General features: G+C 50.0%; 11 protein-coding genes and 2 pseudogenes. 6 read left to right on the top strand and 7 right to left on the bottom strand.

Annotation, left to right across the window (positions count from 1 at the left end):
- Positions 1 to 4: 4 nt before the first annotated feature.
- From FTU54_RS04765 to FTU54_RS04740, 6 genes and pseudogenes are all read right to left on the bottom strand, one after another.
- Positions 5 to 1,231, bottom strand: a pseudogene (locus tag FTU54_RS04765) (CorA family divalent cation transporter).
- A gap of 97 nt (positions 1,232 to 1,328) precedes the next feature.
- Positions 1,329 to 3,416, bottom strand: coding sequence for a polyribonucleotide nucleotidyltransferase (gene pnp / locus FTU54_RS04760; RefSeq protein ID WP_171065134.1), 2,088 nt, complete (start codon positions 3,414 to 3,416; stop codon positions 1,329 to 1,331).
- A 247-nt stretch (positions 3,417 to 3,663) separates the two neighbouring features.
- Entirely contained in the window at positions 3,664 to 3,933 is a 270-nt protein-coding gene (gene rpsO / locus FTU54_RS04755; RefSeq protein WP_004637724.1) for a 30S ribosomal protein S15, read from the bottom strand.
- A 778-nt stretch (positions 3,934 to 4,711) separates the two neighbouring features.
- A complete protein-coding gene (gene recD / locus FTU54_RS04750; RefSeq protein ID WP_180046127.1) occupies positions 4,712 to 6,487 on the bottom strand; it encodes an exodeoxyribonuclease V subunit alpha in 1,776 nt (591 codons plus the stop codon).
- Between the two features lie 62 nt (positions 6,488 to 6,549).
- Positions 6,550 to 10,266, bottom strand: coding sequence for a UvrD-helicase domain-containing protein (locus FTU54_RS04745; RefSeq protein ID WP_180074533.1), 3,717 nt, complete (start codon positions 10,264 to 10,266; stop codon positions 6,550 to 6,552).
- 3 nt (positions 10,267 to 10,269) lie between these two features.
- On the bottom strand, positions 10,270 to 13,956 hold the full coding sequence (locus FTU54_RS04740; protein WP_180046131.1) for an exodeoxyribonuclease V subunit gamma: 3,687 nt from the start codon (positions 13,954 to 13,956) through the stop codon (positions 10,270 to 10,272).
- Between the two features lie 181 nt (positions 13,957 to 14,137).
- Between FTU54_RS04740 and FTU54_RS04735 the strand changes: the two genes are divergently transcribed.
- Positions 14,138 to 14,644 carry a hypothetical protein gene (locus FTU54_RS04735; RefSeq protein ID WP_180046133.1) on the top strand — a complete coding sequence of 169 codons (507 nt, stop codon included), beginning with the start codon at positions 14,138 to 14,140 and terminating at the stop codon, positions 14,642 to 14,644.
- 74 nt (positions 14,645 to 14,718) lie between these two features.
- On the opposite strand, the pseudogene FTU54_RS04730 reads toward FTU54_RS04735, so the two are convergent.
- Positions 14,719 to 16,143: pseudogene (locus tag FTU54_RS04730) on the bottom strand (phosphate--AMP phosphotransferase).
- A 207-nt stretch (positions 16,144 to 16,350) separates the two neighbouring features.
- On the opposite strand from FTU54_RS04730, the gene FTU54_RS04725 reads away from it, so the two are divergent.
- From FTU54_RS04725 to FTU54_RS04705, 5 genes are all read left to right on the top strand, one after another.
- On the top strand, positions 16,351 to 17,055 hold the full coding sequence (locus FTU54_RS04725; RefSeq protein ID WP_127798531.1) for a hypothetical protein: 705 nt from the start codon (positions 16,351 to 16,353) through the stop codon (positions 17,053 to 17,055).
- Between the two features lie 207 nt (positions 17,056 to 17,262).
- Positions 17,263 to 18,204 (top strand): bifunctional demethylmenaquinone methyltransferase/2-methoxy-6-polyprenyl-1,4-benzoquinol methylase UbiE, encoded by a 942-nt coding sequence (gene ubiE, locus FTU54_RS04720; protein WP_005181822.1) that lies wholly within the window; start codon positions 17,263 to 17,265, stop codon positions 18,202 to 18,204.
- A gap of 19 nt (positions 18,205 to 18,223) precedes the next feature.
- Entirely contained in the window at positions 18,224 to 18,895 is a 672-nt protein-coding gene (locus tag FTU54_RS04715; protein WP_168384419.1) for an SCP2 domain-containing protein, read from the top strand.
- A 12-nt stretch (positions 18,896 to 18,907) separates the two neighbouring features.
- Positions 18,908 to 20,527: an AarF/ABC1/UbiB kinase family protein gene (locus tag FTU54_RS04710; protein WP_180046135.1), complete on the top strand. Its 1,620-nt coding sequence runs from the start codon at positions 18,908 to 18,910 to the stop codon at positions 20,525 to 20,527.
- Between the two features lie 193 nt (positions 20,528 to 20,720).
- Positions 20,721 to 21,797 (top strand): patatin-like phospholipase family protein, encoded by a 1,077-nt coding sequence (locus FTU54_RS04705; protein ID WP_005181814.1) that lies wholly within the window; start codon positions 20,721 to 20,723, stop codon positions 21,795 to 21,797.
- Positions 21,798 to 21,807: the final 10 nt, after the last annotated feature.

Here is a 21,807-nt window from a genome sequence, read left to right as displayed (position 1 = left end):
TGCATTATTTTGGTTTAAGCTGAGAATCTCGAAGAGCGTTCTGACCTTCCGGCAGTAATGGCTTGCCAGGCACATAATCCAGAAACCAGAACAGGTCCATCCGGGTCCGATCCGGCCGCTGCGAAAGCATGTCCAGCACACTTTTTTCACCGCGCCCCACCATATGCCGCCGATAAAAATAATACAGCAGCAACAAGGTGGTAATAAGCATGGTGCCAAGCATCACCCAGAAAGCATAGGGTGAATCCAGCCCCGGAATCATCACGAAATTCATGCCGTAAATTCCGGTTAACAGGGTTAAGGGTGCAAACACCGCGGTAATAATCGCCAGAATCCGCATATTTTCATTGGTCTGGTTGGCAATGGCAGAAAAATGCAGGTCAATGGCCGCCTGAATGGCACTTCTTAAACGCAAGGTATGTTTCTGGATGCGGGCCACATGGCTGCTTAAGTCATCTACCCGCACCAGCATGATTTCCTGTTTTTCACTGCGTTTCTTGCCTTTTAAATGCAGATAGTTTTCGACAATTTCATCGCGCAGTTCCTGCAAGGTATCAATCTGTTCTTCACACAGATTTTCCACATGCTGAAATGCCATATTTTCCTGTAGCAACTGATGCCACTGGTTAAAACGGCGATGGCCCTGCAACAGCTCACGCTGCCAAAACTCGACCCGGCGGGTTAAAGGATGACGCAGGTTTAAATAGTCATCGACCATACTGTTCAGTAAACGTAAGGCCAAATCTAGAGGCGAGGTCGCCAGTTTTTTTGGTTTATTCTGCTCTTCAGCCGGCCGGCTTAAAATGGTATCTAAACGGGCAATATAATTTTCGATGGCTTTATTGCCCTGCTCACTCACCGTAATAAGCACCTGCGGGGTCAGAATAAAACTGACCGGTGTGGTGCTTAAGCCAAACACATGCTCATGCGCTTCGTCATTAAAGTTATAAATCTGGTCATCCGGAGTAATCAGTTTGCGGAAAATCAGCAGGTCATAATCTTCCAGACTGTCGAAATTACAGGGATGTTCCAGATTTAAAATATCTCGCAGATGATATTCATTCAGCCACAGCTGGGTGTGCTGCAGTACCTGTTGCTGCCACTGTTCCGGATGCTGGCGTACATCTTCCCGGGTATAGTCCAGCTAGATAAATTCTGTTTCGGCGGCCGGCCCCCGATGCAGAAATAACTGTTGTGTGGTGTCATGGAGGGAAAAATAATACTGTTGCATCCGCGTGCATCCACATTCCTGCCATTTTATTTTGCGATCATGCCATAAAAAAGCCCGCTTCATAAAGCGGGCTTTTTCAATTCATCAGGGCCTGAAATTAAGCCTGATCAATGTCTTTCATGGTTAACTTGATACGGCCACGGTTGTCGACATCTGCAACCTGGACTTTCACTTCCTGGCCTTCTTTCAGTACGTCAGTCACGTTAGCTACACGCTCATTTGAAATTTGAGAAATGTGCAGCAGACCATCTGTACCCGGCATGATGTTTACGAAGGCACCGAATTCAACAATACGAATTACTTTACCGGCGTAGATTTTGCCTGGTTCAACTTCAGCAGTTAAAGCCTGAATTTTGGCAATAGCCGCTTGTGCAGCTGCTTTGGTTTCACCAAATACGCGAACGGTACCGTTGTCTTCAATATCAATTGCCGCTTTGGTTTCTTCAGTGATTTGACGAATGGTTGCACCGCCTTTACCAATCACGTCACGGATTTTGTCCGGGTTGATGGTAATGACCTGGAAGGTAGGCGCATGCATTGAAATTTCTGGACGTGCACGTGAAATCACTTTGTTCATTTCGTTCAGGATGTGCATACGACCGGTATAAGCCTGGTTCAATGCCACTTCCATGATCTCTTCAGTGATCCCTTCGATTTTGATGTCCATTTGCAGCGCAGTAATACCGTTGGCAGAACCGGCAACTTTAAAGTCCATGTCGCCCAGGTGGTCTTCGTCACCCAGGATGTCAGAAAGCACTGCGAAACGCTCGCCTTCTTTGACCAGACCCATCGCAATACCCGCAACTGGTGCTTTTAGTGGAACACCGGCATCCATCAGTGACAGAGATGCACCACATACAGACGCCATAGAAGATGAACCGTTCGATTCAGTAATGTCCGATACAATACGGATTACGTACGGGAAGCGGTCAGCAGCTGGAAGAACCGCTTGTACACCACGACGTGCCAGACGACCGTGACCGATTTCACGACGTTTAGGACCAGACTCACGACCCGTTTCACCAACCGAGTAAGCCGGGAAGTTGTAGTGCAACATGAAGTTGTCAGTTTTGGTTCCAGCCAGGGTATCAACCATTAATGCATCACGGGTGTTACCAAGAGTCGTTGTTACCAACGCCTGTGTTTCACCACGGGTGAACAGCGCAGAACCGTGAGCACGATCAAGAACGCCCACCTGTACATCTAACGCACGTACAGTTTTGGTGTCACGACCATCAATACGCGGCTTACCAGACAGGATGTTGTCACGTACAGTGCGGTATTTCAGATCTTCAAACAGTTCATTCAGGTCATCTGCGATGCCATCTACATCTTCTTCAGGTACGAACTGCGCAACCGCCTCTGCTTGCAATGCATCCAAAGCAGCATAACGGTCTTGTTTGATTGCAATGGTATAGGCTTCAGAGATTTTCGCTTCAAACGCTTCTTTTAATTTCGCGCGAAGGTCTTCATTTTTCTCTGGTGCAGTCCAGGTTGACTCAGTTGCGCCAGCCGCTGCTGCAAATTCATTAATCGCCTGAATCGCAATTTGCATTTCGTCATGACCGAATAACACTGCGCCCAGCATCTGGTCTTCAGACAGTTCTTTCGCTTCAGATTCAACCATCAGTACTGCAGCTTCTGTACCTGCAACCACGAGGTCAAGGTCAGACTGTGCCAGCTGTTCGTGGTTCGGGTTCAGGATGTATTCACCGTTGATTAAACCCACACGTGCTGCACCAATTGGGCCACGGAACGGTGTACCCGCAATTGCCAGTGCTGCTGAAGTACCTAACATGGCAGCAATATCCGCTTCCATGGTTTTGTCAGAAGAGACAACTGTTGCTGTTACCTGGATTTCGTTGTAATAACCTTCCGGGAACAATGGACGAATTGGACGATCAATAAGACGTGAAATTAAAGTTTCTGCCTCAGACGCACGGCCTTCACGTTTGCCATAACCACCCGGAATACGGCCAGCAGCGTATTGCTTTTCTTGATAGTTTACGGTTAGTGGGAAAAAGTCCTGACCGGCTTTTGCTGTTGGCTGTGCAACTACCGCCACCAGTACCGATACACCACCCATGGTGATTAAAACCGAGTTGGCCTGACGTGCAACACGACCGGTTTCCAGTACCACGTTGTACTGACCATATTGGAATTCTTTACGAATAATATTAAACATTGACATGTATTTTTGTTTCCTGATTTTATTCTAGTGGAGACCCCTAAGGTTTGGCATTCACGACTCAGGTTCAAGTAAATGACAAAGCTTAGAAGCCGACCTCACTAGAAATATAGGTTTTTTAAACACAAAGAAGGAGCGAAACAATCGCCCCTTCTTAATTACCCGGTCAACGCCGGGTACACTTTAGTTTTCAGACATACAGCGCAACGCATGCAATAACCCGAAAATAAAAGTCTAAATCGAATTAACGACGTAAACCTAAAGCACCGATCAACGCAACATAACGACCGTGATCTTTACCGTTTAAGTAGTCTAATAATTTACGACGTTGGTTAACCATACGGATCAGACCGCGACGGCTATGGTGGTCGTGTTTGTGCTCTTTGAAGTGACCTTGTAAGTCATTGATTTGAGCAGTTAAAAGAGCTACTTGAACTTCTGGTGAACCAGTGTCGTTTTCAGCACGAGCAAATTTAGCGATGATCTCTGCGCGATCTGCGTTTGTTAAAGCCATTCGATTTCTCCGAGATGCTTATAAAATACCTTGATAAAAATCAAACCGATGTCAAGCATCTGTCTGACTGCCGTGCATCACTACAGCAAGTGCATTATTTTAAGACAAAACCGCTTAAATTGCAAAACACAACGCGAAAAAGCCATGAATTATCCGATGCGATGTCACATGAATGATGCAGCGTCTGCCCGGAGGATTGATTCTATTCATAAAACACCAAAGAGAAATCCGGGATGATGAAACGTAAATAAGCTGAAGTGGAATAAAAATAGCCCGGGAATAAATTCCCGGGCTATTTTTTGCGCTGTAGTTTCTTCTTTTTTCGTTGTTCTAATTTTATTTATTGTGATGTATAGCGAGGCTTTGGCCTTCTTCTAATCAACATTCCCTGTTTTAATTGGCTTTCCTTATGTGATAGATTTTGCCACAAGCCCTTGGGGAAAGAAGCAGATAATTACCTCTCTCCTTGTACGTTTTCGCTTACGTCGATGAATGACGCTTCATTTTTTTGATTTTGAACTGCCAATAAAAAAGCCCTGTAGTCTCTCCCAAAACTACAAGGCTTAGCGGCTGTAAGTTTCCTCTTTTTTTCACCTACTTCAATGTAAGCTCGCTGTCTCTCGACTTTCTTATTCTGGTTTTGCGATTTTCCTCAACTTTCCGTGTTGAGCTTTTGTGTGAAGTCATCTTCTCAAAAACTCAGGCAAAGCTCTATGCGCAAATTTCTCGAATCGTTGTAAGCATTTTCTTACAACGGCCGGGTTTATTTATGCCAACTTTATAATGACAAATGTTCATTTACTTTTTCTAACACACCACTGTTACGGCTGGTTTTCACGGTTAAGGCCTGTACCAGCGCCTGCCGGTCGGCCAGTAAACTCACCACCGATTTGGCCCGGGTAATGGCGGTATAGATCAGTTCCTTGCTCAGCAGATTCTGCGCGGCCTGATCCAGCACCACCGCCACATGCTGAAACTCCGAACCTTGAGATTTATGAATGGTCAGAGCAAATGCGGTTTCAATATTTTTTGGCAAGCGTGTGGCTGGCACCCATTTATCCAGACTCGGGAAATACACTTCAAACTGCCGGTTGCCCTCACGCAGACGTTGCAGACACAGGCCAATATCACCGTTGGACAGGCCGAGCTGATAGTCGTTATAGGTCATCATTACCGGCCGGCCGACATACCAGTCGCCCTGCTTGGCCACGTCCAGAGCCAGTTGCTGCAACAAACGCTGCTCAATCTGCATGTTCAGCTGTTGCAAGCCCAAGCCACCATGCCGAATTGCAGTCAGAATCCGATACTGGTCAAAGGCTTTCACCACCTGCGCCACCACCGCGTCTGGATCATCGGCCTGTAAATACTGTTTTAGGCTGTGCACATAGCCCTGATAGCCCAGCATCAGTTTGTCATAATAGCCCTGCCCGGCTATGGGATCCGGGGCTTCATCGGGTAAATATTCCAGTTGCAGTACATCGGCCATATCCGGCGTTAAAGTTACGGCCTGTAATTCGCCCGGCTGCACCAGCTGTGCGGCAAACTGCTGCAAGATTTGCGCGGCCGGCTGTTCAGCCGTTTGCTGCTGAATAAAGCGGGCCATTTCACCAATTAAGGCACCGGCTTTAAAACGGCGACTGGTGACCAGATGCACATGATTATCTGCCAGTGCCGGCACCTGCTGTAAATCGGCCAGCACCGAACCAACATCGACCGACGCCAGCTGCTGCGCATCCCCAAGTAAAATCACCCGGGTCTGTTCAGCAATGGCATTGAACAGCATGCTGGCCAGATTCAGGTCCAGCATGGAAGCTTCATCAATCACAATCAGGTCATAAGGCAACGGCTGCCGGGCATGAAAACGTGGCTGCTGCCGGTTGCCAAGGCCCAAAAGCCGGTGGATGGTAATCGGGGTCAGGCGTTTGAGATCGTCACTGACCAGATTGGCAATTTTCGGATCATCAAAGGAATTCTGCAGTGCTTCTTTCATACGCTGCGCGGCTTTTCCGGTCGGGGCCGCCATGGCAATCCGGATTTCCGGCAAGGCCTGGTTTAGCACGGCAATAATCCGCGCCAAAGTATAGGTTTTACCGGTACCCGGACCGCCCGTAATCAGGTTAAAAGCGGTAGTCGCAGTCATTTTGAGCGCCTGCTGCTGGTGCTGGTCTTCCAATAAATGCAGATAGTCCGACACATCTACCGCCGTAACAGCTTGCTGTTTTAAGCGTGCCACCTGCTGTGCCAGCGCCGACTCCAGCGCCCAATAACGGTACAGGTATAAATGCTGCTGGTCATAAATAAACGGCGCCACCGAACCCGGTTCAGAACCGGAACCGACCAGATTGGCCAACGCTGCCACCTGTTCGGCAGAAGCGGCTATACAGCTGTCACCATTGAGAGTAGCCTCCAGCAACTGCGCGATGATTTTAGCGGAATCTTCTCGCCTTTCCGCCTGAAAAAAAGGCGCCTGTAAAAGATAGTTACTCCAAAGCGCAAACCATGCCGGGGTTTGGGTTTCAGGCGTTGCTGCTAAAACTGTCCGCTGGTTGTCCACACTATTATCCTCAAAGTTATCCACATGCTAAATCATTCTTTCTTTAAATGTTATTAAATGATTTAGGCAATTTTCCCCAGTTGATCGACAGTTGGATTCCCCAACAGTGCATCCAGTCGCAAAATAAACTCGACCGGCGGTTTCCAATGGTACACGCCCTGCCCGGCCTGACCATTCATGCCGCGCAAATACAAATAGCTGGCCCCACCTAAATGTTGATAAATATCGTAATTTTCCAGATGGACTTTCAGGTAGCGATGCAGGGCCACCAGATACAGACCGGCCTGCAGCCAGTAACTGGACTGTGACATGCTGGCCTGCACCGAGGCTGCCTGATAATGCGACTGATCGGCGCCTAAAAAGTTACTTTTATAATCGGCAATATAGTAACGGTGGCCATCAAAATACACCAGGTCAATCGAACCGGTTAAATAGCGCGCCGAATTGGCATCATGAAAATCCAGCATCTGAATGCCATATTCATCAAACAGCTGATGAATCCGCTTGATCGCCAAGACCTGATCAGACAAGGACAGATAAAACGGAAATTCTGCCAGATGCTGCTCGGGCGCCAGCTGTTTTAACTGAAAGCCCGGATGCAGCGGTGTACTCAGCACATCCAGCAGCCAAGCCGACAGCCAGCTCAGCAAGATGTCCTCCGTATGTTCCGGATATTCCTGACTAAACTTGTCCTGCAGCTCCTGCCACAAAGAAGGATAATCATTTTTAAAACGGCGCTGGATTTCCAGCGGCCAGTCCTGCTGATCCTGAAAATCAATGTGTTCAAAAATCTCATGCAGGAAATTACCGGCCAGCGTACCCATCGGGAACTGGCGTTTAATCCAGGCAATCGGCTGATTCAGGATGTCGACATCAGCCACCGCTACTGGCTGATGCAGTTCATCAGAGGCACTGCTGTGCTGCTCAATATGAGCCGCCAGCGCATCAATCGCCTGTTTACGGCTTAAATGCTGGGCCAGAGCACTGAAACTGGTTTTACTGCGCGGATAGAAACGCTGCTGCGGGAAAGTCTTTGCCGTTAATGGTAGCGTCTGCTCATGCTGCTGCAGCTTCAGCTTTGGCGGCTTTTCAGTCAGCAATGCTTCATCGCCACAATGCGGATGCTGGAAAACGTCACTGCCCTGACCGCGCCAGAAAGCCAGACCGGAACAGGATTTGCCGCTCTGATCCTGCAAAATGGCATAGACCCGATGGCTGGCCCGGGTCAGCGCCACATACCACAGACGGCGTTGCTCAGCTTCGGCCCGAAGCTGATGCTGCTGTTGATCCTCTGCACTGAGCAAGGCTGCTGCATTTACCGCAATCAGACGCTGCTGCTCGGTTTGACCGGTCAGCGGATTGACCGCCTGAATGGTCGAGAAATTCAGGGTTTTGTTGACCTCGCGAAAGTCCTTATCAGCCCCCAGCAAAAACACCACTTTAAATTCCAGCCCTTTGGACTGGTGGATGGTCATCAACTGTACCCCGGCGGCATTGGACAGTTTTCGCTCCAGTTCCCACTCGCGTTCACTTGGCGCCTGCAACTGTTTTAAATACCACTGATACAGGGTTTGTGCACCCTGATAATGTTCGCTGTGCTGGCTAAGCAGTTCGCTTAAATGGCGCAGATTGACCACCACCCGTTCATTGTCACGGCTGTGATGGGCGACCAGATTCTCCCAGACCTGAAACAGGTTCAGGGCATATTGCCAGGCACTTAAAAAGCCTTTTTCAAACCAGATGCTGCGGATGCAGTCAAAATCATCCATAAACTGGCTCAGGCCGGCCGGATGAGCCTCCAGTTCCAGTAAGCGCTGTAAATTAAAATTCAGCAGGCGGCTTAACAAGGCCCGTTTGACTTTGGCTTCATCATAAGGATGCATAATTGCGGTCAGCACCGCCCCCACATCTTTGGCGATCTGGCTGTCAAACACACTGCGTTTGGATGGACGGTTCACCCGAATCCCGAGCCGCTCCAGCTCGTACTGCACCTTGTCCAGCCCGTCATGGTTTTTGGACAGCACCGCAATATCATCTTCAATTAGCGGGCTGCGCTCCTGACCATTGTGCAGATAGATTTGCTGCTGCGCCGCCTGATTTAAAAGTTCCCGGATTTTCCAGGCCACCTGCAATGCTTCATTATTTTTGTCTTCCAGCATTAACCAGCGTAAGGGCTGCCGGTTCTCCCCTTGCCCGTCAATTAAGGCCGGATGGGGGCGAGGTCCAGCTTCTACCAGGCTATATTGCACCTCTTCACCAAAATCCATCTGGCGCTGGAACAAGGCATCGACCACTTCCACCAAAGCCGGAATAGAACGATGATTGTATTTCAGGCTATACAGACGTCCCTGTTTGGCCTGCACATCGGCCCGGGCCTTGTTATAGGTCAGCATATCACCGCCGCGGAAACCGTAAATGGCCTGTTTTGGATCACCCACCATAATCATGCAGCCCTGCTGATAATAGCGGGCATGACGCCAGATACTGGCCAGCATACTGTCCTGATCCTGGTTTGTATCCTGAAATTCATCGACCAGAATCAACGGATATTTACTGTGCACAAACTGGGCAAAACGCAGTCCCTGCTCGCCCTGCAAGGCTTCCGACAGGCTGCGGATCTGCTGGGCAAAGGTGGTTTCACCTTTTTGCTGCAACACCTGTGGCAGGCGTTTTTTCACTTCGCGGCTTAAATAGTATTTGAGATAGGCATCCAGCAGCTCTAAATCCAGTTGCAGCTGCTGCAACTGCTGGCAGAAGGCTTTTAGCCGTTGAATCACCGCATGCTGTTCAAACTGCGTCAGCACCTCGTCCGGACATTTGTTCAGCACTTTTTTGGTGGATAAATCGGTACACAGCTTTAAGGTTTTTTCAAAATGTGGTGCAAACAAGGCATAGCCACGTTGCTGGGACAACGCCTTTAGTAATGCCGGCAAAGCCTCGCATAAGGTGTGTTGCATCAGCTGATTGGTGCGCCACTTTTTCCCAACCAATGCAGCGTACTGGCCCTGCTCCAGATAATAGTCGCTTAGGCTGTCGACATCAGCCAGATCCAGCTGCAACAACTCATCAATGGCTGCTTCAAACTGGTTTAAATCCAGTTCGGGCGCCGGTACTTCACGAAACTGGGCCGAGGCAAAATTCAGGGTATTTTCAACAATACCCACATAGGCGTCGACATGCTTGAGTTTCTTTTGCAACAGCAGATAATTCACCACCTGCTGTGGCTGGGCCTGCAGCCATTGCCGCAGCACATCATGAATCAGCTGATGCACATAACTTTTGGCATCATCAGTAATATCGGCGCGTTCAATCTTGCCACATTCAAAACTGAATTCTCGCAACAACTTCTGGCTAAAACTGTCTAAGGTACCCACAAACAGTTCATCCAGCTGGTCAATCACCAGCTTGAGCCGGTCACGGGCAAAGTCCGGTTTGGCAGCATAATCCGCCAGCACTTTTTGCAATAGCGGATCGGACTCAGTCTGGGCCTTGGCTTGCAGTTCGGCTTCAGTATAGGACTGGCACTGTTCAAAATAACGTAGGGTTTCAACCAGACGTGCACGAATCCGGCTTTTCAGCTCGGCCGCGGCGGCACGGGTAAAGGTGGTCGCCACCACCTGATGGGGTAAATAGGCTTCCAGAAAAATCCGTACAATCAGGCTGGATAAGGTATAGGTCTTGCCGGTGCCAGCCGAAGCTTCAATCCAGTGCAGCCCCTTGAACTGCATGTCAGTAATGGGCTGGAAAGATAGCGGCGAAGAATGTGGAGTAGCGGCCATCATTTACTCCTCAAGCGTCTGCTGGTGCCAGAAAATCGGCTGGTATAAATCATAGGAAAACTGTTCACAGGCATGCGCCAATAATAAACTGGCATCCTGCTCCTGCAAAATAAACTGCCAGTCACGATGATGCTTGCAGGCTTCGTTGTCGGCCACCGAAAAGGCACTAAACTGGCCCGAATCATTCCAGTCCTTATACAAGCCATCCAGATCTTTCAGCTGCATACGCTGTTCGGCATCGGGTTCCCATTCATGCTGCTTGCCTTTTTCCGCCACTTTCAGCAGCAAGGCCGATGGCAGCACCAAAGGCTGGCGCTGGCCATAGTCCCAAGCCTTAAACCAGTGTTCCAGCCACTGTCTGGCCTGATTGGAACTGACTCCTTCACAGCAGACGGTATCATCACTAAATACCACAATCCGCTGATGCTGCTGGCCGCCATCACCCAGATTCAGATAGGCCAGCCAGAGCAGATATTCCAGCCAGAGTGCGGTACGGCGTTTGGCACGCGCACTGGACGCTTCCAGACTAACCCAGCGCTCGGCGCCCTGTTTTGGCAGGGTCAGGCGGATGTGCAAGTCAGGACGCACTTTCCAGACCTGTCGGGTGATAGTCGTTTCACTCGGTGCATAGTGCTGCAAGCGGGCCTGTAGCTGCTGCTGTTCGACCAGACTCATGGTCCAGCTGCCTTCACGAATTTTGCCAATCGGCAGGCGGTCTTGTAACAGTGCCGGATCGGGCGTATCGTGCTGCTGTTTCAGAAAATCGCGGATGGTATAGCGACCCAAACCATCCAGCAATAACGGCTCGGCCTGATCGCTGCGCTGTTCCGGACGTAGGTTTTCCACCCCGACACTTTTTAAATACAGCCGCGCCGGGAAAATCATGTCCTGAATCCATTGCTGGCTGTCCAGCACCTGCAAATCCTGGGTCAATAAAGGATAAGGCTGATTGGCCCAGTGACTGCGCTGCCCACCCGGCTGACGAATCTGCTGTGCCACTGCATACCACTGGTCCTGAAAACGGATGATCTCGCTGGATTCAAAACCGAGCGGATCAAACGGCTGTAAACGGTGCACACAGTACAGCTGACGCAACTGCTCCGGCACCTCAATCCCGTCAATACTCACGGTCTGGTTCAGCGCAGACTCGGGCTGCGGCGCGGCAACAATCAGCGCCAGATGCTGAATCAGCTCCTGTAAGATGCTGGACGGATCACGCACCTGCCCGTCATTGACATCAAAGCCGTTATAAAACAGCCAGACCTTGTCCTGCGCCAATAGCAGTGCATCCAAAAATGCACCCTGATCATCTTCCAGACGCGAGCGGTCACCCAGTTGCGGTTTCAGCAACTGCATTAAATCGAATGGCAGCTGCACATTACGATTCGGGAATTTGCCACTGTCCAGATTCAGCATCACCACCAGTTTATACGGCAGCGGACGCAGCTGGCCCAGCTGGCAAAAGGTAATCTGGCCGCTTGGTTCAGCCTGTTCCAGTTGTGCTGCCAGCTGTGCTTCAATTTCTTCCAATATATACGGCAAAGGCAGACTTAAGGCCGCCAGTGCATGCCGGTCCTGCTCATCATAATAGCTGGCCAAAGTCAGCATACGGTATTGCTTTTTAATGATTTTATAGACGTTTTCCAGCGCGGTGACACCAGCTGCGCTAAACTCGTCAATGTCTTGCATTAAGCGTTTTAGCCACTGTTCGGCCCGCGTGTTCTCGCCGCGTTCATGCGCAATCATCCAGTGCCGGCGCTCGGCCAGGTCCTGATAAATCTGGATCAGTTTGGCAATCAGTTCAAAATCGGCCGGCATTACCTCGGCAAAACATAGGGTGTCCTGAAACAGGGTATGTTCCGGAATGGCCAGCCCCAGCGCCAGACGATCCAGCGCAAATTTAAAACTGAAGCGATAATCCTGATCATCGGCGCTCAGGCTGCGCTGCAAATGCTCGGCATCAAAACCGCGTTTAAAACCGGCGGCACTAAGCAGCTCCAGCAAACGCTCCAGCTGGGTAATGTCCAGCTCATAACGCTGCAAACTGGCCGCTAGCCCGAGCCAGTCAGCAAATTCATCCAGACTAAAGCGGCCCTGTAACAGACGAATCCGGCCGGCCACGGCGCGCCAGGCATTGCTGACATCCAGCTGGCTGACCCCGGCAATCTGAATTGGCAAATACACGCTGTGCTGGGCCAACCGGCTACTGTCATGTAAGGGATTGCCCAGATCACGCGCACTCGGTGGCGGCGCAAAGACACTGCGGATTAAAGGCTCAATCTCTTTTAAATTCGGACTTAAAACCAGAATATCGCTTGGCCGGCGCGGCTGCTCTTTCGTGCCTTGCGACAGCCAGTGCAACAGCTGGTCTTTTAACACTTCCAGCTGACGCAGACTGGAATGGCAGACATGAATCTGGATGGAATCATCATGCTGCTCTAAAGCATATTGATGCGCGGCCGGTTCATTTAAATACAGGATATCGGCCTGCAGCTTGCCCAATAAGCTGGGCTGATAGTCATCAATAAACAGATCGGCCCAGACGCCTTCTTCACCGGAAGATAAGGCAGAGAGTAAGGAGAAATGATCGCGTGCCTGCTTGCCCAGACGGGTCAGCAAGGGATGACGCGACTCGCGGTTCTGGGCATTAAAATGCAGGGTAAACTGTTCGAAAAACTGGGCAATCTCGGCATCATTGGCCTGTGGATGCTGCGCCAGAAAACGCTGTTTCACCCGCGCATCATAACGTGCCTTCCAGTTCGGATCGACGCTGTCGGCCCAGTATTCCTGTGAAGGGTTATAATGCAGGATAAAAATTTCAATGTACTGACCTAAACGGCGCAGGAACTGTAACTGCTGCGGCGGCAAGTCCAGCAAGGTAAATACCACCAGCTGTTTCGGTAATTTGCGTAGCGCCTTGCCCGGCTGCTCCGGACTGCCCAGCGCCTGCCAGAACAGCTGGTCAATCTGCTGCATCTGCTCAAAATCTTCATGAAAAACTGCCTGCCACAGCCAGCGCTGCCACGCCTCCAGTTCTTCTGCCTGCTGCAGCATAAAGCCCGACACTTCGCTGTCGGTTTTAAAGAACATCTGCTCCAGATCAAGGGCCTGATCACGGCCCCATTGCATCAGCCAGTTGGTCGGACAGCGGCACTGCTCGCCACAGCCTTTCTGGCAATGCCCACGATAAGTCATATAGTGGCTAAACAGTTTGGATACCTGTTCGGCCACCCAATACAACATGCTCTGTTTTTTCAGCTGGCGTTCCAGCGGCTGTTCCAGCCGGTCGGCACTGGCATAAATCCGCTGGATAATCGGAAACAGCGCATGGCTGGTTGCTAGCGGATTCTGTTCCGGCTGAATAAATTCTTTTAGCGCCTGAAATACGCGCCATTTAATGATAATTCGTGGAATATTGGCCTGACGGACCAAGTCCTTCTGATCATGCAGCACCCATTGATAGGCACTCCACTGGAAACCGCGAATCCGGTGATGAAACTCGGTATTGGCACAGATGCTTTGATGTTCGGCCAGACGCTGGGTTAACCAGGCTTCCACCGCAGGGGACGGCACAATAAAGTGCTGGGTTTTTAATACCTCCAGCGGATGCGCTGCAGGTTTACGGACTGTCTTCAGCATCGCCTCGACCAGTACATCGACACGCTGACTTTGAATGACATGAATCCCCATAACGCTCTACCCTGTTAAACTTTTGCCATGATATCTACAAAACCATAAAGATTCATTACTATACTTTTGCAGTTGCCTATGTCACTTTTAGCTCATGGTTCGATTCAAAAATGCTTTGAAATACGTACCTTAATAGTGCTTCAATAAAAAAATCGATACACCGCTTAAGGTATTTAATATTATGAAAATAGACAAGATTCCCAACTCGATTGACCCCAATTTAAATTTAGAGCAAGTTCGTGCTGACTGTCTGGAGCTGGTCAGAAAACGGGCCTACGTGTCCGCAGGCGCGGCGGTCATTCCGGTTCCATTTTTAGATGTCGTGATTGACGTCGGTATTTTGTCACAACTGATTCCTGAAATTAATGCCCGTTTTGGTCTGTCGCCGGAACAGGTCAGTGTCTATGACCCGGAAACCAAGCAGATTCACTGGCAGGAACTGCGTAAACGCGGCATTGAATTTTCCGGTTTGGTGGTGGCACGTACCGCCGTCAAAAAATCATTGAACAATGTTGCCGCGAAAGTGATCACGAAGCAAGTCACCAAATTTATTCCTTTAGGCGGACAGCTGGTGGCGGCCAGTCTGGGCTATTTTGTCATGAAAAAAGTCGCCGAAGCGCATGTAGAAGAAAGCTATAAGATTGCCAAAGGCATCCAGCAGAAACAGACCCAGGTGGTCAATGGCTAAGCCTTTTTCCTCAATCTGATGCCGGTCCAGTGACCGGCATTTTTATGGCTGTTTCATGCATGGTTGCTGCCGGCTTAATCGACTTTCAGCTGTTTCAAGATGGTTTTCAGCACTTCAATCCGGGCACTGTTTTTGTCATTGGTGGCAATAATATGCCACGGTGCATCCTCGGTGCTGGTATGGGCAAACATATCGGCTGCGGCATTTAAATAATCATCCCAGCGATTCCGGTTCCGCCAGTCTTCCTCAGTAATTTTAAAGCGTTTATGTGCAGTCTGTTCACGCGCTTTAAAACGCTGTTCCTGCTCATCTTTGCTAATCGCCAGCCAGAACTTGATAATCACGGTCTGATGCTCGGTTAAATCCTGTTCAAAGCGGTTAATTTCCGCATACGCGCGTTGCCATTCCAGGTCACTGGCAAAACCTTCAATCCGTTCCACCAGTACCCGACCATACCAGGAACGGTCAAAAATACAGATTTTTTCTTCTGGTTGCAGCTTGGTCCAAAAACGCCATAAATAAGGCCGGCGTAATTCATATTTTTCCGGTGCGCCAATGGTATAAATTTCGTATTCACGCGGATCCAGCTTTTTCACAATCCGTTTAATTGCGCCGCCTTTGCCGGCGGCATCCATCCCTTCAAACACAATCACCACGTTGCGGTCATCAAAACGCAAGGCATCGGCCACTTTGCGGCTGAGTTTTTTGAGTTCGGCTTTATAGTCGCCCTCATCCAGCGCGGCATTGTCCGGATTGAGCAAGGCCTCAGGAATGGGCGCCTGCTGCCAGCTCTGCTCAACAGTTTTCGGATGCTCCGGGCAATCTTTAAAAGCCTGTAATACATGCTGGGCAAACTGCTGGTCACGCAGCTGCTCATCTTCACCATCAATAATAATCCAGTCATCGGTAAAGCGCTGGCGCAGCTTTTGCAAGGTGTCGTACTGTTTTTTGTTACGCCAGTCGAGGCCATTCATCTTATGCCAGCGCACTTCGCTCGGGTCCATCTCGTTCAGGCGTTTTTGCAGGGTTTTCCAGGACAGGTCAAACCAGATCTTGACCACATCGACCTGGTTGTTTTTTAAATCCTGTTCAAAGGCCCGAAAACGCTGCACATACTCATCAAACAGGCTGTCATCAAAAGGCTTCGAGACATGGGTGGCACTGCTGAGCAGATCACTATACCAGTTGCCAAACAGAATCATGATCTGCCCTTCGGCCGGAATAAAACGGGCATAGGGCTGCCAGAAACTGGTTTTGAAATCAAACAGGTGTGCGGCATCGGCCTTCACATGCAAATAACGCGGATCGACCCATTCACGCAGCTGTTTCACCGCCTCGCCTTTGCCAGCCAGCTCAATGCCGCTGACCAGAATCACCAGACTTTTGGCATTGCTCTGACCGCGGCTGTCTTTTAGGGCATATTATGCTTCAATCAGCTCGACAGACAGCTGATCTTCATCCATTAACTGAAATTCTGTTTGCGGGTTCTGCTCGGTCATAGGCACACACTCTTGTTTTATTGTTCCGTTCAGTATAACCAGCCTGCTGGCCGGGCGGCTGATGATTTTGTATAGCGCGTCTGTCTGATTTTGTCTATTTCTAGTGCAAACTGACCCGATGATCCTGAATCTGTCACCAATTTGTCATGGCCTGTGCATGTAACTGGCTTTAGAATGCCGCTTAAGTCAAAACAATTGAGACGCTCCATGTCCAAACTTGCGGTTTTAGATGACCTTTTAGAACTTTATAATCAATTTGAATATCATCGCCAGCCGGAAATTTTCACACGTTTGCAGGAAGTGCAGCTGTGGCAGAAACAGCGCATGCAACGCACCCATGCCCCGCATTTTGCCGAAAAAAATAATATGCTGATGGCCGAATATTTTCTAAACCGTTTATACGGCGGCCCCGATTTTGATGCGCTGGCCGGACAGATTGCGCGCCTGACCAAATACGCACATAAAGCAGAAAAACTGATTCCGGAAAATGCCATTAAAACCGGCACCTCCGGGGTGGCCCTGGCCATTTTAGCAGTGCAACTGGATGAACAGGTTGCCATTCAGCTGTTAAAGGATTATCCGGCGCAGACGCCATTGAGCGACGAGATGATGCGCCTGACCTATTTAAAGCTCGATCAGGGCACCGCGCGTTTAAAACAGCTGGACATGCTGGATGAACTGGGCAAAAGCCTGGACAAATACATGCGCTCCTTTATGGTTTATACCGCCTTTAAAATGTGTAAAGGCGCCGCGCATAAATACAATTTCGATATCATGTACGAGTTTATGCAAGATGGTTTTGTGGCCATGAAACCGCTGAAATCTGCAGAAAAATTTGTCCGCGAATTTACCGCAGTTGAACGCCAGATTATTGACAAAGTGCATCGGGGAGATCCGCAGCCCTTTCAATAAAGCCACATAATTTTTTGCATGTGATGGCCAAAATTTGGTACAAAAACAGCAGTAAAACGAATATGCATTCACGTTCATCAGGATAACAATTCAATTTTCTGTATTTTATTCCTGACAATTGCAGGCCGATGACTGTACAACGCCTAAGAATCTGTCATCATGCTTGCACTGCCACATCAACCCGATTTTCATGTTAGGAGTGACACTATGTCTAATGAAGAGCAAAAGCCTACCCATCCAGAAACGGCAACCAACACAGACAAAGTGAGCCCATTCTTAACCTCGCCATTACCGGAAGGTGCACCACAAGGTCAGCAGCAGTCTCTAGAGCAGCGCCTGACTGACACCCCGGTAACAGGCAGCATTCCAAAATACAACCTGCCACGTGGCGCCAATACCGGTAATGTCGGTGCGACCACACATTTTGGCTACCAGACCGTAAACAGCGAAGAAAAAGCCCAGAAAGTGGCGGAAGTATTTCATTCGGTGGCCAGCAAATACGACATCATGAATGACCTGATGTCTTTTGGTATTCACCGTTTATGGAAACGCTTTGCGATTAACATGTCGGGTGTGCGTCGTGGCCAGCACGTACTGGATATTGCGGGCGGTACCGGCGACCTGGCCAAAGTTTTTAGCCGTGAAGTTGGTCCAAGCGGCCATGTGGTCCTTTCAGATATTAACGAATCGATGCTGAATGTCGGTCGTGACCGTCTGATTGATGCCGGCTGTACCAATGTCGATTTCGTCCTGGCCAATGCTGAAACACTTGAACCTTTTGCTGACAACAGCTTTGACCTGGTGACCATTTCTTTTGGTTTACGTAATGTGACCGATAAAGATGCTGCACTGCAAGCCATGTACCGCGTGCTTAAGCCAGGCGGCCGTTTACTGATTCTTGAATTCTCAAAACCGGTATTTGAACCGTTCTCGAAACTGTACGACCTGTACTCGTTCACCGCACTGCCAATCATGGGCAAACTGGTGGCGAATGATTCTGAAAGCTATAAATATCTGGCGGAATCAATCCGTATGCATCCAGACCAGCGCACCCTGAAAGGTATGATGGAAAATGCCGGCTTCCAGAACTGTGACTACCACAACCTGACCGGTGGTATTGTGGCGGTGCACCGCGGTTTTAAACTCTAATTCCGAAAAGGACACTGCTATGTGGTCGATTCTGGCCTTAGGTGCCGTTGAACGATGCATCCATCATGTCATTAATCTGGATGCGATTACCCGCATCCAGCTGAACCAGCTACAGGGCAAAACCCTGCGCGTGGTGATAGATGCGCCGCAACTGTCGGTAGATGTATTTTTTGATGAAAACAAGGTGCGTCTGGAGCCGACCGTTACCGGACAGGCAACCCAACCGTCTATTTTCGAGCAGCGCCCGTTTGAGCGCGAACAGCAGCTCAGTGAAGCCACCGCCACCTTGCAGGTCAAGAATGTGGTGGAACTGCTGAAACTGCTGCTGGCCGATGATGTCGGCACCATTCCGGTACAAGGCGACTATAAGCTGCTACAGGACATCCAGCGTATTATCGAGCAGGCCGAACCCGATCTGGCCGCGCATCTGTCGCCATGGGTTGGCCCGACACTGGCACATGAGCTGGGTAAAATCCAGCTGGCGCCCAAGCAGCTGAAAAAAACCTTGCAAAGTCAGCTGTTTTTCGCCGAAGATGCCCTGAAAGAAGATTCCGGCCTGTTTGCACCGCGCTGGCAAATGGATGATCTGCAACAGGATACCCGCATCCTGAACCAGAATATCGACCGCGTAGAGGCCAAGATTCAACAGCTCCGCAAGCAGCTTGAAGACACTCCAGATTCACACGACTAGGTAAAGAGATTTATGATTCCGCACGTTTCACGTTTAATCGAACTTTGGCGTATTGCTGCGCACTATAGACTCGACACGTTGTTCCCTGCGGAAGAATTACCAGAAAAAGCCCGCCATATTCTGAGTCTGATCCGGATGCATCCGGCGGCCTGGTCCAGTAAGGAACGGAAAAATCCGCTCAAGCTGAAACAGGCCCTGGAAGATATGGGACCGCTGGCGATTAAACTCGGTCAGCTGTTATCGACCCGTCGTGACCTGATTCCACCTGAAGTATTACAGCAGCTGGTCTTGCTGCAGGACCGGGTCAAACCCTTTGGTTCCGATGTCGCGCAAATGCGGATTCAGGAATCCTTAAAGGCCGATGTCAACACCCTGTTCGCGCGTTTTGATGAGCAGCCGCTGGCAGCTGCTTCAATTGCCCAGGTGCATACCGCTGCCCTGCACGATGGCCGCGAAGTGGTGGTCAAAGTCACCCGTCCTAATATCCGCCAGCAGATTCTGCAGGATTTTGAAATTCTGCAATGGCTCGGCCATTTTCTGGAAAAACGTCTTGAAGCGGCACGCGCGCTGCATTTATCCGAAATTATTCAGGACTATCGCCAGATTATCCTGAAAGAACTCGATCTGACCTTAGAAGCCGATAATACCCGCCGTATGCGTCATTACTTCACCGGCTCCAGCATGATGTATGTGCCGGAAGTGTATATGGACAGCAAAGATGTGATGGTGGCCGAGCGGATTACCGGGGTACCAATTTCCGATGTGGCCACCTTTGACCGCTTGGGTATGGACCGCGCCGATCTGGCGCAAAAAGGCCTGACCATCTTCTTTACCCAGGTGTTCCGCGACAACTTCTTCCATGCCGACATGCACCCGGGCAATGTGTTTGTAGAAACTATCAATCCGCAAAACCCACGCTTTATTGCACTGGACTGCGCGATTATGGGTGAGCTGTCCAAGCACGACCAGATGACCGTGGCGCGCATGTTACTGGCAGTCATGAACAGCGACTTTATGCAGCTGATCCAGATTGTGCATCAGGCTGGCTGGATTCCACCGGGCACCGATCAGGATGCTTTGGCACGTGAAATGCGCCGCACGGTAGGACCGATGGTCTCCAAACCCATGCATGAGCTGGACTTTGCCGGTATTCTGATTGAAGTGATGGATATTGCCCGCCGTTTCCATCTGGAAATTCCTCCACAGTTGATGCTGCTGCTCAAAACGCTGGTGCATGTTGAAGGTCTAGGCACCGATCTGTATCCAGAACTGGACATCTGGAGTCTGGCCAAACCAATCCTCACCGATTGGGTCAAGGCACAAATGAATCCGCAGAAAAACCTGAAAGAGCTGGGACAAAAAATTCCGGACCTACTGTTGGGTGCGCAGGATTTACCGACCCTGATGGTCGACAGCTTAAACGGCCTGAAAAACCAGTCGGCCTGGCATGCCAAACAGCTGAATGAACTGCAAAGCATGCGTCTGCAAATGGAACATCAGCAAAAACGCAGCTGGATCTTTGGTAGCGTAATGGCGATTCTGCTGTCGATTGCGATTATTTCACCGTGGTTTGTCTCAGTCATTCTGATTGTGCTGGCCAGTATTCTGGCAGTCTGGCGCGTGGCCAAATAAGGCGAAATGGGCGAAGTTGCGTGAAGCCTTATATCCCCCATTATTTAAACCGGTCACATGACCGGTTTTTTATGCCACGCTATTGCAGACCACATGCCGGATGACTGAGCAGTCAGAGAGTGAACATTCCTGCCCTTGTGAGCCTTGGTCACTGGCCTAAAATACAGACAACTGTTTATTTTTCTGCCTGACCATGATCCAGATTCTGCAAAAACGTCCACCTGCCCTCACCCTTCGTGCCGGTCATCTGGCCCGGCAGCTGATTGCCGAGCAGGGCCTACAACCCGATCAGGTCGATATGATTCCGGGTGCTGCCGGTGGTCCAAAAGGTATTGGTATTCAGGGACTGGATCAGGCCATTTTTGGCGAGTTTTTGCCGCAGTCAGCGCAGCGCCGCACCCTGATTGGTTCTTCAATTGGCAGCTGGCGTTTTGCCAGCATTCTGGCCTGGGGCGCCAAAGCAGGTACCGAACGGCTGGCAGACTTATATACCAATCTGAGCTTTCATAAAAAAATGTCACGGCAGGACGTCAGTCATGTCTGCCGCGATATGCTGTTGAATCTGGTCGATGGCAAGGCACAGCAGCTGGTCGATCATCCGGATTATCATCTGACCGTGCTCTCGGTAAAAGCGCAGCACATTTTCCAGAGTGACCGTGCACTGGCCCTACTGGCCTCGGTGGCTGGTATTGTCAGCGGCAATGCACTGGCGCGCAAACACAACCGCCTGTTTATGCAGCGCGTGATCAGCCAGCCAGCTCAAGGCAACCAGTTTCAGGTGCAGGATGATTTCTTTACCCATTATCATGCGCTAACGCCGGACAATGTCACCAGCTGGCTGATGGCTTCGGCCTCAATTCCGGGCGTGATGTCCGCAATTCGGGATATTCCGGAAGCGCCGGGCAGCTACCGCGATGGCGGCCTGATTGACTATCATATTGACCTGCCGTTTCAGAGTCAGGGACTGGTGCTGTATCCGCATTTTACCGATAGCATTACCCCAGGCTGGTTCGACAAAATGCTGAAACACCGCAAGGCCAATCCGGACAATCATGCACGGACCCTGCTGATTTCACCATCAGCCGAATATTTACAGTCTTTACCCCTGGGCCGCCTACCCGACCGTAAAGACTTTAATTTAAAAGGCATGGATCAGGCACAGCGTATTCAGCTCTGGAAACAATGTATTGCGGAAAGTCAGCGCCTGGGCGATGAATTTTTAGAACTGGTTGAAAAGCAGTGTTTACCAGAGGTGTTACAGCCGCTTTAAATGGGGAGAT

Source organism: Acinetobacter sp. YH12116, assembly GCF_013418895.1.
GTDB classification, from domain to species: domain Bacteria; phylum Pseudomonadota; class Gammaproteobacteria; order Pseudomonadales; family Moraxellaceae; genus Acinetobacter; species Acinetobacter indicus.
This window is presented reverse-complemented; position numbering and strand designations above follow the sequence as displayed.

Excerpts from the sequence above, each read along its gene's own strand:
- pnp (WP_171065134.1), bottom strand. The coding sequence starts at position 3,416 with ATGTTTAATATTATTCGTAAAGAATTCCAATATGGTCAGTACAACGTG.
- rpsO (WP_004637724.1), bottom strand. The coding sequence starts at position 3,933 with ATGGCTTTAACAAACGCAGATCGCGCAGAGATCATCGCTAAATTTGCT.
- FTU54_RS04745 (WP_180074533.1), bottom strand. The coding sequence starts at position 10,266 with ATGGCCGCTACTCCACATTCTTCGCCGCTATCTTTCCAGCCCATTACT.
- FTU54_RS04740 (WP_180046131.1), bottom strand. The coding sequence starts at position 13,956 with ATGGGGATTCATGTCATTCAAAGTCAGCGTGTCGATGTACTGGTCGAG.
- FTU54_RS04735 (WP_180046133.1), top strand. The coding sequence starts at position 14,138 with ATGAAAATAGACAAGATTCCCAACTCGATTGACCCCAATTTAAATTTA.
- FTU54_RS04725 (WP_127798531.1), top strand. The coding sequence starts at position 16,351 with ATGTCCAAACTTGCGGTTTTAGATGACCTTTTAGAACTTTATAATCAA.
- ubiE (WP_005181822.1), top strand. The coding sequence starts at position 17,263 with ATGTCTAATGAAGAGCAAAAGCCTACCCATCCAGAAACGGCAACCAAC.
- FTU54_RS04715 (WP_168384419.1), top strand. The coding sequence starts at position 18,224 with ATGTGGTCGATTCTGGCCTTAGGTGCCGTTGAACGATGCATCCATCAT.
- FTU54_RS04710 (WP_180046135.1), top strand. The coding sequence starts at position 18,908 with ATGATTCCGCACGTTTCACGTTTAATCGAACTTTGGCGTATTGCTGCG.
- FTU54_RS04705 (WP_005181814.1), top strand. The coding sequence starts at position 20,721 with ATGATCCAGATTCTGCAAAAACGTCCACCTGCCCTCACCCTTCGTGCC.